Genomic DNA, 14,402 nt, shown 5'->3' with positions numbered 1-14,402 from the left:
GTCTTTCCGGCGCGAGCGACGCGCTGGTGTTCCGCGCGCGGGCGTCGTCGCGAGGACCGTTCATGCATGGCGCATGAACCCGGTTCACGCGAAACGTCAGGCGCGCGCCGGATCGATCGATCGGGAATCCTCTGCAACGACGCGGTTGCGGCCGCCTTCCTTCGCCGCATAGAGCCGCCGGTCGGCCACCGACATGAGCGCTTCGTAGCGGGCGGGGCAATCGGCGGGACTCGCCGCCACGCCAATCGAAACGGTGAACGCGATCGCATCCGCATTCGTATTCGCATTCGAATTGGCATTCGAATTCGCTTTCGGATTGGCAGATTCGCCCGGCGCGCCGCCTGCGTGCGCCGCCTGCGCCGCGTGTGTTTCAACCGCGCGGCGGATGCGTTCGGCTACGGCCGCGGCCGTGGCGAGATCGGCGCCCGGCAGCAGCGCCGCGAACTCCTCGCCGCCCACGCGCGCGGGCATTTCCGCGCTGCGCAGGTTCCTGCGCAGGATGTCGGCGAATATCGCCAGCACGCGGTCGCCCGCCGCGTGGCCGAAGCGGTCGTTTACGCGCTTGAAGAAGTCGATGTCGAGCATGAGCATGGCGAGAGCGGGGGCGGCTGCGTGGTCGCCGCTCTCTCGGGCGGCGCGTTCCAGCGTTTCGTCGAAGATCTCCTGGAAGCGCCGCCGGTTCGCAAGCCCCGTGAGCGGATCGCTGCGCGCGAGCGTTTCGAGCCGCGAACTCGCCTCGACGTATTGGCCGAATATGTTCTTGACGATGAGCAGCGTGCCGACGAGCAACACGGCGATAGCCAGCCACGCAACGATCAGCGGACTGCTGAACACGCGGCGCGCGGCCGCGAGCGTGAGCTGCGAGTCGTCCGTGTTCGCGAGGAGAATCCAGTGCGAGTCGCCCACGTGGTGGAAAAGCAGGTAGCGGCCCGAGCGTTCTGCGTAACCCTGGCCGCGCCGCATCCACGCCGACGCCTGCGCGCGCGCCACATCGAGCAGATACGGGTCGAAGCGCGCGGGACGCTGCGCCGTGATCTTGCCATCGACGAAATAAACGAGGTCGCCGTTACTGTTCAGGAGACCGAACTCGGTGGGCTCCTCGTCTTCGGTGAGGTTGGCGGAGGCGAGCTGGAGGGCGAGCAGGCGCGAGGGCGCGACGTCCATCACCACGGCGCCGCGAAACTGGCCGTTCGCGTAGACGGGCGCGCTGAGCGTGGAGATCGCCTCGCTCTTCTTCGATTCCGTATAGATCGGAGTCCAGACGATATCGCGTCGCGGGTTCTGGGCGGCAAGACTCTGGCGGTAGTAGGGCATGGTGCTGAAGCGTCGCAACAGGTCGGTCGCGTGTGCGCCCGGCCGCTCCGGGGAGAGCACGTACAGGCCATTCGCCGAAATGTAGGCCGCCGTGCTTTGCACCGCGTCGGCGCGCTGGCTGATCGCGAGGAGCGGGCTGATCGAGCGCGCGAGCACGATGTCGGCGGCCAGCGTGGTTGCGTCGCGGCGAAAGCCCTCGATTCCCGCGAGGCCCTGCGCATTGGTGCCGAAAACGTGAGGCCCATCCATCGCGCCGGGAGCGCGCCACTGAAGGTTGTCGCTGTCGCGCAGCGCGGCCTGCACGGCCGGATGCTGCAAACCGGCGCGCTGCTCGGCCGGCGAGGCGAGCGCGTGCTCCGCGTAGTCGCGCAGGAACAGCAGGCGCCGGCGTTCCGCGGAAATCAACGCGTCCACGCCCACGGCCCGTACCTCCAGGTCGCGCTGGCGGCTTTGGAGGTCGTTGCGCGTCAACTGATAGAGCTGCCGCAGGCCCACGCCGCTCACCAGCGCCATGGCGGCAAGAAAGCACACCGTCACCACGAGATGCGGGCGTTTCATGACCAGGCGGGAAAAGCTGTGCGGCCGCGTGCGGCCTGGCGTGTGCGGCATGAGGCCCCCGGGCAGAGCGTCTGACGCGCGTGCGTTGCGGTGCGGCGTGCCCGGCGGCGCGTTTCCGGGCATCGCGACGAGCATAGCATCGCGCGCGGGAACCGCGCCGCGCGCCGCCTCAGGCGTGCGCGTCGGCCTTTACGTTACCGAAGGTGGCGGCGGGCTTGCGCTGTCCTCAAGCGACGGATGGCGTTGTTTTCTGCCAATTCGACGGAAATTAAGCCATCGGCCATTCGCGGCGCATAATGGCGGCGCAATGGGCGGCAAAATTTCGCCGCAATACGCGATTAGCGGCGATAATCGGCAAAATCGATTCGAACGGCGCGCAAAGAATGCGTCATGCATGGCGGGACGATCCGGCATGCGAATCGAAGTTGGGCTCATTGGCCGCAACGGGCGCACGGGGACGCTGCCAGGAACGCGCCGCGCCAGACATGTCGGTAAGAACAAGAAACCACGCGACAGACTATGTATTCGATCCTGCCAGCGTTCGTGTCCGCTTTATTTCTCGGATTCGGCGTCTACGTGCTCCTGACTGAGGGCTTCACGCGCCTCTCGGTCCCGTTCGCCTTGATGTGCGCGACCACGTTCTTCTGGCAGGGTACCTGGGCCTTTTTGTTCCAGACCTCCGATCCCGATTTGTCCGCCGCGCTGGTGAAGGGCGGATACCTCTTCATCCTCTTTCTGCCCACCACGTTCTATCACTTCGTGACTGAAGTGAGCGCGCGGCGCGGCGAACGTCCGCTCCTCGTCGCGTCGTACCTGCTGAGCGTACTGCTCGCGGCGCTGCTGCTGTTCAGCGACGCTGTCGTGGACGGCTACGGCACGTTCTTTTTCGGCAAGTACCCGAAAGCGGGCATGCTGCATCCGGTGCACGTGGCGCAGACCGTGTTGCTCGCGTGCCGCAGCGCGTGGCTCTTGTACGCCGCGCGCCGCCAGACGCAGGCGCACGACCGCCGCAAGCTGCTCGATCTGTGCTTCGTGAGCCTCGGCCTGTATGCGCTCGCGGCCACCGACTACGCCGTGAATTACGGGCTCGCGTTCTACCCGGCGGGCGCGGTGTTCATTGCGGTCAGCCTGGGCATTCTCGCGGTCACCATCGTGCGCTACGGCCTCATGCGCCCGTACCTCATCGCGGCCACGGTGGCGCACGAGGTCGCCACGCCGCTTGCGGCCATCGGCATGCACGCCGAGGAAATCGGCAACGTGCTGCCCGAACTCATGCGCGGCTACCAGTTGGCCGTGCAGCATCAGTTGTGCGTGGACGGACTCTATCCTGGGCAGTCGGAGCGCCTTTCGTCGCTTGCCACGTCGATACGCCGCCAGGTGGACAGCACGAGCACGGTGGTCGAAATGTCGCTCGCTTCGTTCACGCTCGACCGGCTCGATCGCCGCAGCTTCGAGACGTACCCGGTGCGCTCCTGCGTGAATGCCGCGCTCGAACGTTTTCCGTTTCGCACCGGCGAGCGCGATATGGTGGAAGTCGCGCCTATCGACGCGCAATTGAGTTTCTCGGGTTCGGATTCGCTCGTGGTATTCGTGCTTTTTAATCTGCTCAAGAATGCGCTTTTCGCCATTCACGCGGAAATTGCCGAAAGAAGCGACAAGGTGAGCGACTACCTGGGCCGCGTGGAGATCAGCGCGACCAGCGAAGCGGGGTTTTGCGTGCTGCGCTTTAGCGATAACGGCTGCGGCATTCCCGCCGATATTCTGCCGCGCGTGTTCGATCCGTTTTATTCGACCAAGGCGCACGGGCGCGGCTCCGGCATGGGCCTCACATTCTGCCGCCGAGTGGCCGAGGCGCTGGGCGGCACGATAGCGTGCGAGTCCGAGCCGCACGTTCACACCACTTTCACGATTCGCCTGCCCGAGCCCGGTACGAGCGCGGATCGCGCGCTGCACGAAGCGCCGGCGAAACCCCGCCGCTTTCCGGCGGGGCAGGATTTCGCGGGCTAGTTCATGGAGCCGGGTTTAAGGCGCCTGATCCGCACTTAGTTCGAACCCGAGGGCAAAACCAGCTCGTATTCCTTCACGCGCTCGATGATGCCGGGCGGAAAGCGGCGAATGCGCTTGTCGGTGCCGGCGAATAGAATCTGCTGATAGCCGAGCGAAACGGGGCGCCCGTCCACGCAAAAGCGGAACACGAGATACGCGGAGCACTGACGCACCTGGAAGGTGTTGAGGTAGCAATCCACGCGCTGGAACGGAAAAGTTTCCTGCACATATTCCTGGTGCGCGCGCTTGGTGACGAATACGCCGCCCGATGCGAGCAGATTGTTGTGAATGCACTCGTGAAACCAGCGTTCGCGGCAAATGCCTTGCCATTCGAAATAGCGGGCGAAATACGTGTTCATGAACGCGTTCGAGTCTTTCAGGTAAATGTCGATGACGTGATGGAACGTTTTGGTCGGCGTAGCTTCCATGATTTCGTCGGAGAATCCGGCGGTGCCACGGGAAAGGACGGCGGGAATGGATTCGCGTGCGTACATCAGAGTCACTCCAGATAAGGACTGCAGGCGGCAGCCGCGCATGCCTCCTCAAACAAGGAGGCATGCACCATTCTCTTCGCGTTCCTCTTTATCCAATACCGTGCTCGCCACATACGCAACCGGTTCATGCATGCCGGGGGCGATAACGTTTGCGCGTTTTTTCGCTGATCGCGCAAATGCAGCAGCGGGTTGCTGTGTCCAGGCGACACGCCGCATAATCCTGATGTTTTCCTCGCGGCAGGGTATGCGCCGCGCGGAGCGTAGCGCGCTTAACCGAGATCCAGCATGAGTTCCATCGTCAGACAGCCGGTTTTTCATCCCGTCTCCGTCGTTTTCGTCGACGACAGCGCCGATTTTCTTTATGCGTTGCGCGGCCTTTTTCCAGGCGCGGGCACGGACCGCTACTTCACGAGCGCGGCGCAAGCGCTGGCCTTCGTCGCTTCGCACGAAGCGCGGCAGAGCGCGCGCAACCCCGCTGCGGGCGCTGCGTGGTCGGAGTTCGAGAAGCGGGGCGGCAACGCGCTGGGCGAGGATGTGATGGCCGACACGGCGCGCTTTGGCGATATCGCCGCGCTCGTCGTGGACTATGAAATGCCGGAGATGACCGGCGTCGAATTTCTCGCCGCGGCGAAGGACGTGGCGTGCACGCGCATCCTGCTCACGGCCACGGCCGACGAATCGCACGCGGTGGAGGCGTTCAACGCGGGGCTGATCGACTTCTACGTGAAGAAGTCCGATCCCGCCATGACACGCAAGCTGCGCGGCGCGATCGGCGACGCCAAGCGCAAGTTCTGCGCGCGGCGCGGACATATCGGCGTGCATGGCGTGGGCGCGATTTACGCGAACCGGCATGTTGCCGACGCGCTGCACGAGGTCGCGCTGCGCGAGCGCATTGTCGAGTATTACTGGCGGCCCGAGCAGAACGCCGTGCTGACGTTCGATGCCGATGGCAACGCCGGCGTGTTTCTCGCGTGGGATAGCCACGACTGGGCGGCGCAACACGATGTCGTGGCGGACGAAGGCGGCCCCGAAGCTTTGCGCGAGGAAATGGCCGCGCGCCGCATCATGCCGGTTTACTGGCCCAACGAGGCGTATCGTCCGGGCATGTCGCACGTGGAATTCGCCACGCCGCAGCCGGTGCCCGGACTCGACGACACGCATACGAGCTGGACCCGTATCGGCGATCCGGTGCTCGCGCCCGGGTTGGTTACGTTTGCCGAGTGGCGGGCGCAGCAAGGCGCGCCGGGCGACGGCGCGCGCCTTGCGTGATTACCGGCCTGCCGGCATTTAGAACGTTTCCCAGTCTGCGGTCTCGCTGGACGCGGCGGCCGCCGGGCTGGGCGCGTTCGCGGCCTGATGAACGGGCGCGGGTTGCGCGGGCTTCGCGCGCGCGGGAGCAGGGCGCCTGAGCGGCGCGGAAGGGCGCACGGTACGCGCGCTTCGAACAGGCGCTCCCACTGCCGATGGAGCCGCGGACTCCGCCTGCGCCCCGAGCCGGAACACCGTCACGACTTCGCGCAGCCCGTTAGATTGCGCGGCCATCGACTGCGCCGCAGCCGATGCCTCCTCGACGAGCGCTGCGTTCTGCTGGGTCACTTCGTCCATCTGCGCGACGGCGCGGTTCACCTGCTCGATGCCGGTGTGCTGTTCTTCCGAAGCCGCTGCGATTTCGCCCATCAGGTCGGCCACGCGGCGCGCCGAGATCACCACTTCGTCGATCGTCTTGCCCGCTTCGTCGACGAGTCTGGTGCCTTCCGAAACCTGCGTCACCGACTGCCCGATCAGGTCCTTGATCTCCTTGGCGGCCGTGGCGCTGCGCTGCGCGAGGCTGCGCACTTCGCCCGCGACGACAGCGAAGCCGCGGCCCTGATCGCCCGCGCGCGCCGCTTCCACGGCGGCGTTGAGCGCAAGAATGTTGGTCTGGAACGCGATGCCGTCGATCACGCCGATGATCTGCTCCACGCGCTGCGAACTGCTCGAAATCTCGTTCATCGTTTCGACCACGCGGCGCACGACTTCGCCGCCGCGCGCGGCGACTTCCGACGCGTTCACCGCGAGCGTGTTGCCCTGACGCGCGTTGTCGGTGTTGTGCTTGACCGTGGTCGTGAGTTCTTCGATGCTGGCGGCCGTTTCCTCGAGCGAGGCGGCCTGCTCCTCGGTGCGCGAGGAAAGATCCAGATTGCCCGCGGCGATTTCCTTCGCGCCGGTCGTGATCGATTCGGCCGAAGTCTGAATACGCTGCACGGTATCGACCAGTTGGCGCTGCATCTGCTGCATCGAGTGGAGCAGGCTGTGCTGGTCGCCGGGGGCGAGATTCACGTGGGCCGTGAGGTCGCCTTCGGCAATGCGCTGGCAGATCTCCGAGGCGTACTCCGGCTCGCCGCCAAGGCTGCGGCGAATCGTGCGGATGAGCCACATGAGGCCGAGCGTCACGGCCGCGCCGATCACCGTCACCAGCACGAGATCGCTGATCAGGGCGCTGCGGAAGGCGTCGTCGATGTCGTCGGTATAGATGCCGGTGAAGACGTGCCAGTCCCAATTCGGCACGAAGACGGAATACGTGATCTTTTCGACTGGCGCGCTCTTGCCGGGCTTCGGCCACCAGTAGCTGCTGTAGCCGTCGCCGCCGGTGGACGAGCTTTTGACGATGCCGAACGCCACACGCGTGCCGCGCGGGTCCGTGGTGTCCGCCTGGCTCTTGCCTTCCATTTCCGGCTTGGGGGGCACGAGCAACGCCACGACGTTGCTGTCGTAAATGCCGAAATAGCCGCTCTGGTCGTCGCCGTAGCGCATGCCGCGCAGGGTGGCGATGGCGAGGCGCTTCGCGTCGTCGGCGCTCAGGCGGCCGGCGTCCGCCTCCTTCTGGTAGTACGAGACCACGCCCATTGCCGTTTGCGTTTCCTGCTCGAGCAGGTTCTTGCGGTCCGCCACCATGCCCGAGCGCGTCATGAAGGCATTGGCCACCACCATCACGACGAGCGAGATCCACAGCAGCCCGACGATGCTCCAGGCTTTCTGATTCAACGTTATTCGCTTCACGTTCGCTTTTCTCCAGCCATCTTCGATTGTTTTCGACGTGACGATGCACAGGTGCAGCGCCATCGTGTTTAACGGATGGTTCGAACGGAACCTTAAGGCTGGCGTAGGGTTCTTTGTGCCGGAGCGGGTTTGTCGCGCCTATTTCTTTCGTTAACCTTTCGTTCGCGGCGCGGCCGTAGAAGCCCGCACGACAAGCCGCGGCGCCGAGACCACGCACACGCGCGCCGCCGCGCCGGGAGGCGACCCGGTTGCCTCGACCAGCTCAGTCAGCAACTCGACGGCCAGCTCCGCGGCCTCGATCGTTGCGACCGCAACGGTCGTGAGCGCGGGGCGGGACTCGCGCGCAAGCTGGATGTCGGTGATGCCGACCACGGAAAGCGCGTGTGGCACATGAAGGCCGAGATCGGCGGCCGCCTGCATCGCGCCGAGCGCGGGCAGGTCGTTGGTCGCGAAGATCGCGGTGAGGTCCGGATGCCGCGCCAGCAACTCGCGCGTGGCCGCGTAGCCGCCTTGCGTCGTATCCGGCGCATAGCGCACGGGCGCCCCGGCGCCGTCGAGCCCGGCGGCCTGCATGGCCGCGACGAAGCCGTCGTAGCGCGCCGCGTGAATGCCGTACACCTTGCTGCCGACGATCGCGCCGATGCGCCGGTGCCCAAGCTCCAGCAGATGCTGCGCGGCAAGCTCCCCCGCGCGGCGGAAATCGACGGCCACGCACGGCAGGCCCGGCGGATCGAGCGGCCGCTCCCACATGCACAGCACGACAGGCGCGCCGCGCCGCACGGTGGCGCGCAGGTCGGCGAAGTCGAGATTGGCGTTCATCACGAGCACGCCCGCCGAGAGCGTGCCCGCAATCTGTTCGAGGTAGGCGCGGCCCGTTTGCGGATCGCCGTCCGTATTGCAGATGATGAGGAAGCGCCCGCTGCGCCGCAGCGCATTTTCCACGGCAAGCGCGAACTCGGGGTAGAACGGGTTCGCGATGCTCGACACCATGAGCGCGATGGTGGGCGGCCGCCCCTCGGCGAGCGCGCGCGCCGACAAATGCGGGCGATAACCGAGCGCCTCGACAGCTTCGAGCACGCGTTGGCGCGTGGCTTCGCCCACGCGGCCGCGCTCGCGCAATACGTTCGAGACGGTGGCCGGCGTGACGCCGGCGCGGCGCGCGACTTCGTTCAGGGTCGGCATGCAATCTCAAAATATGGGAAGGCGATTCAACATTTGCGTGATTGTGACAAGCACTGCAACATTGCCCGACAATCACGACGAATTCGGAGACGCGGCAGCCTCGGATCGCATAGCGATCGTTTTTTACGGGCTGCTGATTAAGCGCTTAATCTCCGGGTGCTGATTAGAACATGGAGACGGGACGATGGCGAGCATTTCGTTACGCGGCGTTCAGAAGGCATACGGCGAGAGTGCGCCAGTCATTCGCAACGTCGATCTGGAGATCGGCAGGAACGAGTTCTGTGTATTCCTCGGCCCCTCGGGCTGCGGCAAGTCCACGCTGCTGCGCATGATCGCGGGCCTGGAAGATGTAACCGACGGCGACATTTCGATTGGCGGCCAGCTCGTGAACGACGTGCCCGCCGCGCAGCGCGGCGTGGCCATGGTGTTCCAGAGCTACGCGCTGTTTCCGCACATGACGGTGTACGAGAACATGGCGTTCGGCCTGAAGCTCGCGAAAACGCCGAAGGCCGAGATCGACCGCAAGGTGCGCGAAGCCGCGCGCATTCTTCAACTCGAAGCGTTGCTCGAGCGTCATCCCAAGGCGCTTTCGGGCGGGCAGCGGCAGCGTGTCGCCATTGGCCGGGCGATCGTGCGCGAGCCCGGCGTTTTTCTCTTCGACGAACCGCTTTCCAACCTCGACGCCACCTTGCGCGGCCAGACCCGCATCGAAATCGCGCGGCTGCATCGCCAGTTCGAACAGGCGAGCGTGGTGTACGTGACGCACGATCAGATCGAGGCGATGACGCTCGCCGACAAGATCGTCCTGCTGCATAGCGGTAAGGATACCGAACAATACGGCAGCATCGCCCAGGTGGGCGCGCCGCTGGAGCTGTATCACCGGCCCGCGAGCCGCTTCGTGGCGGGCTTCATCGGCTCGCCGCGCATGAACTTTCTGCCCGCGCGCGTGGCGGCCATCGATTCGAACGGCGTGAGCGTCGCGCTCGACGAAAGCGGCGAAACGGTGCGCCTGCCGGTGGAGGGCGCGCGGCTTGCCGTTGGCGAGGCTGTCACGTTCGGCGTGCGGCCCGAGCATCTGGAACTCGTGGGTGGCAGCGCTGTATCAGTACAAGATAATCAGGATACCTTGGCGATTACGCGCGCCATCACGCTGATCGAGGAACTTGGCGAGCACAGCTACGTGCACCTCGACCAGCCGGGCGGCGCGGTGCTCGTCGCGAAGGCGCCCGGCGATGCGCGTCTCGCGGGCGGCGACACCGCGCAATTCCGTGCGAGCGCGAGCGCCTGCCATCTGTTCGCCGAGGACGGCTTTGCCGTCGCGCCGCTCGCCGCCGCCGCTCAACCCGCATGAAAACAACAAACGAGGACACAGGGATGCGACTTGGAGTCTGCTACTACCCGGAGCACTGGCCGCAGGCCATGTGGAAGGACGACGCCGCGCGCATGAAGGCGCTGGGCATCGCGCAGGTGCGTATCGCCGAGTTCGCGTGGAGCCGCATCGAACCCTCGCCCGGTGAATTCGACTGGGGCTGGCTCGATCGCGCCATCGACACGCTCGGCGCGGCGGGACTGCAGGTGGTGATGTGCACGCCCACGGCCACGCCGCCCAAGTGGCTGATCGACCGGCATCCGGATATCCTTCCCGTGGGCGCCGATGGCCGCGTGCGCGGATTCGGCTCGCGCCGGCATTACGATTTTTCATCGCCGGCGTATTTCGAGGCTTCGCGGCGCATTTGCGAGGCGGTCGCGGCGCGTTATGGCCGGCATCCCGCCGTCGCCTATTGGCAGACCGATAACGAGTACGGCTGCCATCAAACGGTGGTCAGCTATTCGGCCGCCGCGGTGCGGCGTTTCCGCGAATGGCTCAAGGCGCGTTATGGCAGTATCGACGCGCTCAATACCGCCTGGGGCACCGTGTTCTGGAGCATGGAGTATCGGAGCTTCGACGAAATCGACGCACCGGCTGGCACCGTGACCGAGGCGCATCCGTCACACCGGCTCGACTACCAGCGCTTCGCCTCCGATGAAGTGCAGCACTACAACCGCATGCAGGTGGATATCCTGCGCGCGCATTCGCCGGGTCGGCCCATCGCGCACAACTTCATGCAGCTTTTCATGGAGTTCGATCACTACAAGGTCGCCGCCGATCTCGACGTCGCGACATGGGACAGCTATCCGCTCGGCGCGCTCGATCAGCAATGGTACGCGCCCGAAGTGAAGGCGCGTTATCTGCGCACCGGTCATCCGGATTTCGCCTCGTTCAATCACGACGTGTATCGCGGTATGTCGAAGCTGCCGTTCTGGGTCATGGAACAGCAGCCCGGCCCCGTGAACTGGGCGCACTGGAATCCCGCGCCGCTGCCGGGCATGGTGCGCTTGTGGAGCTGGGAAGCGTTCGCGCATGGCGCGGGCTGCGTGTCGTATTTTCGCTGGCGCCAGGCACCGTTCGCCCAGGAGCAGATGCACGCGGGCCTGAATACGCCCGACAACCGCCCCGACCTCGGCAGCGCCGAAGCCGCGCGCGTGGCCGAGGAAATCGAGGCCGTGCTCGCGGCGGCGCAAAAGGACGGCCGGGACTTCGACGTGAAGACGCCCGTTGCGCTCGTGTTCGACTACGAGGCGAAGTGGCTCTTCGAGATTCATCCGCAGGGCGCAGATTTCCACTATCCGCGTTTCGCAGTGGAGTATTACTCGGCGCTGCGCGCGCTCGGCTTCGACGTGGATATCGTTTCGGTGCACGCGCCGCTCGACGGTTATCGTCTCGTGGTCGTGCCGCCGCTGCCCATCGTGCCCGATGACTTCGCGCAGCGTCTCGCCGACTCCGGCGCGCAGGTGGTGATCGGGCCGCGCACGGGCTCGAAAACGGTCGATTTGCAGATTCCCGCCAACCTGCCCCCAGGCCCGCTCGCGGCGCTGCTGCCGCTGCGCGTGTGGCGCGTGGAGTCGCTGCGGCCCAATATCAGCGAGCCGGTTCGCTTCGAGACGGAAGACGCGCACGAGGGCCATGCACGCCACTGGCGCGATCTGATCGAACTGGGCGCGAATACGGGCGAAAACGAATGGGCCGTGCCGGAAGTGCGCGCGACGTTCAGCGACGGCCATCCTGCCTATGTGAAGAGCGGCGCGGTGCACTACCTCGCGAGCCTGTTCGACGAGGCGAGCACGCAGGCGCTCTTTGCGCGCGTGGCGCGCGAAGCGGGCCTCACGCCGCAGCCGCTCGGCGACGCGATACGCGTGAGCCGGCGCGGCGGCTTCACTTGGGTGTTCAACTACGGGCCTCTCACGCACACGCTTTCTGCGGATATTCCCGACGAGGCAATCGTAATGGGCTCGCGTACGATAGAAGCGCAGGGCGTGAGCGCCTACCGTACATGACAGTCGAATAACAGACCCAGTTCGTACCGATGCAGCACCGACAACGACGTATAACCAAGGAGACACGCATGATCGGCAAGACCTTCAGACCACGCACCCTGCTCGTTGCTGCGACGCTGGCGGCGGGCGCGCTTGCAGGCGCGTTCGCGAGCGCCGCGCAGGCCGGCACGCTCGAAATGAACATTGCTTACAAGGGCGCAAGCCAGCGCGCCGTGTGGGAGCAGGTGATCGACGAGTTCAAGAAGACGCATCCCGGCACCGACGTGAAGGTGTCGTTCGTCGACGAGGAAGCCTACAAGGTGCAGTTGCCGAACTGGCTCACGACCGCGCCGCCCGACATCGTGAACTGGCACGACGGCGAGCGCATGGCCTATTACGCGAAGCGCGGCCTGTTCGCGGATCTTTCGGACGACTGGAAGAAGAACAACTGGGACAGCATGTACGCCTCGACGAAAGAGGCTTCGTCGTATCAGGGCAAGCAGTACGGGGCGCCCACCGTGTATTACTCGTGGGGCATGTTCTATCGCAAGGACCTGTTCGACAAGGTGGGCATCAAGAGCGAGCCGAAGACGTGGAATGAATTCCTCGACGACTGCAAGAAGCTCAAGGCCGCGGGCATCACGCCGATTGCCGTGGCGGGCCGCGACGCGTGGACGCTGGCGGGCTGGTTCGATTATCTCGACCTGCGGCTGAACGGCAACGCGTTCCACCAGAAACTGATGGCGGGCGAAGTGCCGTACACCGACCCGCGCGTGAAGAAGGTCTACGTCACGTGGAAGCAACTGCTCGACGACGGCGATTTCATTCCCAATTCGCTCTCGTACGATCTCGACGCCGCGCAGCCGTTCCTGTTCCAGGGCAAGGCCGCGATGATGCTGATGGGCACGTTCATTACGGGCGGCTTCAGCCCGACGGTCAAGCAGCAGATGGGCTACTTCCAGTTCCCGATCATCGACCCGAACGTGCCGACCGCAGAAGATGGTCCGGTCGAATCGCTGCATATTCCGGGCAAGGCGAAGAACAAGGCCGATGCGCATGCGTTCCTCGCGTTTGTGGAAACGCCGCAGATTGGCGAGCAGCTTGCCAAGGGGCTGGGTTCGCTTTCGGCCAACAGCAAGTCGCCGGAGCCGGATGACCCGATTTCGAAGATCGGCTTCCAGATTCTCTCGAACACGAAGGGCGGCATTGCGCAGTTTTACGACCGCGACATGACGAAGGAAATGGCCGACGAAGGCATGAAGGGCATGCAGCAGTTCGTGTCCGACCCGACGAAGCTGGATTCGATTCTCGCGCAACTGGAGCAGACGCGTCAGCGGATTTACAAGAAGTAAGGAGTTCGAAGCAGGGGCGGGCGGTGTGTCAAGTCGCCGCCTGCCGAGTGGGCTAACAGGAGGATTTGTGGTGAGACAGGCAGTGACTCACACCGTTGCGCATCGCGTGGACGGCGCGACACCACCGGGCGGCGCGAACGGCGGCATGCCGCACGCGAGCGGGCGGGGCATCCAGCCGCGCCGCCGCGCGTCGCCCACGGCGCGCCGTCAACGCCGTGCCGCGTGCCTTTTTCTCGCGCCGGCGGTCATCATGTTCGTGGTCTACGTGATCTGGCCGATTCTCTCCACGCTGCGTCTGTCGCTCTACAACTGGGACGGCATGAGCGAAGCGAGTTTCGTGGGGCTCGCGAATTACGTCGAACTGTTCCATTCGCCCACGTTCTACACGGCGCTCAAGAACAACGTGATCTGGCTGGTGCTGTTCCTGCTCGCGCCGCCGATGGGTCTTGCGATCGCGCTATATCTGAACCAGGCCGTGGGCGGCATCCGCATCGTCAAGTCGCTGTTTTTCGCGCCGTTCGTGCTTTCGGGCGTGGTGGTGGGCCTCATCTACTCGTGGTTCTACGATCCCACTTTCGGGCTGCTCGCGCTTATATTGGGCCGCGGTATTCCCGTGCTCGGCGACCCGAACTATGCCACGCCCGGCATCATATTCGCGGCGCTCTGGCCGCAAACCGCATACTGCATGATCCTGTATCTCACGGGCCTCACCACGCTCAACAGCGAGCAGATCGAGGCCGCGCGCATGGAAGGCGCGAAGGGCTGGACCATGCTTTGGCACGTGATCCTGCCGCAACTGCGCCCCGTCACGTTCATGGCCGTGGTGGTCACCGTTATCGGCGCGCTGCGCAGTTTCGACCTTATTTCCGTGATGACAGGCGGCGGCCCGTTCGAAAGCTCAACGGTGCTCGCGTATTACATGTACGACCAGGCGATCAAATACTACCGGCTCGGTTATTCGGCCGCGATTGCCGTCGTGCTGTTCGCGATCATGCTGCTTTACATCGTCTATCACCTGCGCCGCCTGCTGCGCAGCGAGCACTGAATCCGCACGAGGAGCCCC

10 protein-coding genes are annotated in these 14,402 nt (G+C 65.0%); 6 read left to right on the top strand and 4 right to left on the bottom strand.

All coding sequences use genetic code 11. From position 1 onward, the window contains the following. Positions 1–96 precede the first annotated feature (96 nt). Positions 97–1,872: a diguanylate cyclase gene (locus tag U5768_RS05690; RefSeq protein ID WP_322029392.1), complete on the bottom strand. Its 1,776-nt coding sequence runs from the start codon at positions 1,870–1,872 to the stop codon at positions 97–99. Positions 1,873–2,391: 519 nt separating this feature from the next. On the opposite strand from U5768_RS05690, the gene U5768_RS05685 reads away from it, so the two are divergent. After that, a complete protein-coding gene (locus U5768_RS05685; RefSeq protein ID WP_322029391.1) occupies positions 2,392–3,879 on the top strand; it encodes an ATP-binding protein in 1,488 nt (495 codons plus the stop codon). Between the two features lie 35 nt (positions 3,880–3,914). On the opposite strand, the gene U5768_RS05680 is transcribed toward U5768_RS05685, so the two are convergent. After that, on the bottom strand, positions 3,915–4,412 hold the full coding sequence (locus U5768_RS05680; protein ID WP_069265858.1) for an acyl-CoA thioesterase: 498 nt from the start codon (positions 4,410–4,412) through the stop codon (positions 3,915–3,917). Positions 4,413–4,697: 285 nt separating this feature from the next. On the opposite strand from U5768_RS05680, the gene U5768_RS05675 reads away from it, so the two are divergent. After that, the gene (locus tag U5768_RS05675; protein ID WP_322029390.1) at positions 4,698–5,681 is read left to right on the top strand and encodes a response regulator; all 984 of its coding nucleotides are present in this window, start codon (positions 4,698–4,700) and stop codon (positions 5,679–5,681) included. A gap of 18 nt (positions 5,682–5,699) precedes the next feature. Here the strand turns inward: U5768_RS05675 and U5768_RS05670 are convergent, their stop codons facing one another. Then, entirely contained in the window at positions 5,700–7,451 is a 1,752-nt protein-coding gene (locus tag U5768_RS05670; RefSeq protein ID WP_415913855.1) for a methyl-accepting chemotaxis protein, read from the bottom strand. Positions 7,452–7,601: 150 nt separating this feature from the next. Then, positions 7,602–8,633, bottom strand: a complete 1,032-nt coding sequence (locus U5768_RS05665) for a LacI family DNA-binding transcriptional regulator (RefSeq protein WP_322029388.1) — start codon at positions 8,631–8,633, stop codon at positions 7,602–7,604. A 184-nt stretch (positions 8,634–8,817) separates the two neighbouring features. Between U5768_RS05665 and U5768_RS05660 the strand changes: the two genes are divergently transcribed. The 4 genes from U5768_RS05660 to U5768_RS05645 all read left to right on the top strand — a co-directional run bounded on the left by U5768_RS05660 (position 8,818) and on the right by U5768_RS05645 (position 14,384). Continuing rightward, entirely contained in the window at positions 8,818–9,984 is a 1,167-nt protein-coding gene (locus tag U5768_RS05660) for a sn-glycerol-3-phosphate ABC transporter ATP-binding protein UgpC (RefSeq protein ID WP_322029387.1), read from the top strand. 23 nt (positions 9,985–10,007) lie between these two features. Next, positions 10,008–12,008 (top strand): beta-galactosidase, encoded by a 2,001-nt coding sequence (locus U5768_RS05655; RefSeq protein WP_322029386.1) that lies wholly within the window; start codon positions 10,008–10,010, stop codon positions 12,006–12,008. Between the two features lie 68 nt (positions 12,009–12,076). After that, entirely contained in the window at positions 12,077–13,339 is a 1,263-nt protein-coding gene (locus tag U5768_RS05650; protein ID WP_322029385.1) for an ABC transporter substrate-binding protein, read from the top strand. Between the two features lie 82 nt (positions 13,340–13,421). Beyond that, a complete protein-coding gene (locus U5768_RS05645; RefSeq protein WP_322029384.1) occupies positions 13,422–14,384 on the top strand; it encodes a sugar ABC transporter permease in 963 nt (320 codons plus the stop codon). Positions 14,385–14,402 lie beyond the last annotated feature (18 nt).

This window comes from Paraburkholderia sp. J76 (genome assembly GCF_905220295.1).
In the GTDB taxonomy this organism is placed as follows: Bacteria; Pseudomonadota; Gammaproteobacteria; order Burkholderiales; family Burkholderiaceae; genus Paraburkholderia.
The sequence above is the reverse complement of the archived record's forward strand: the minus strand, read 5'-3'. Positions and strand labels throughout refer to the sequence as shown.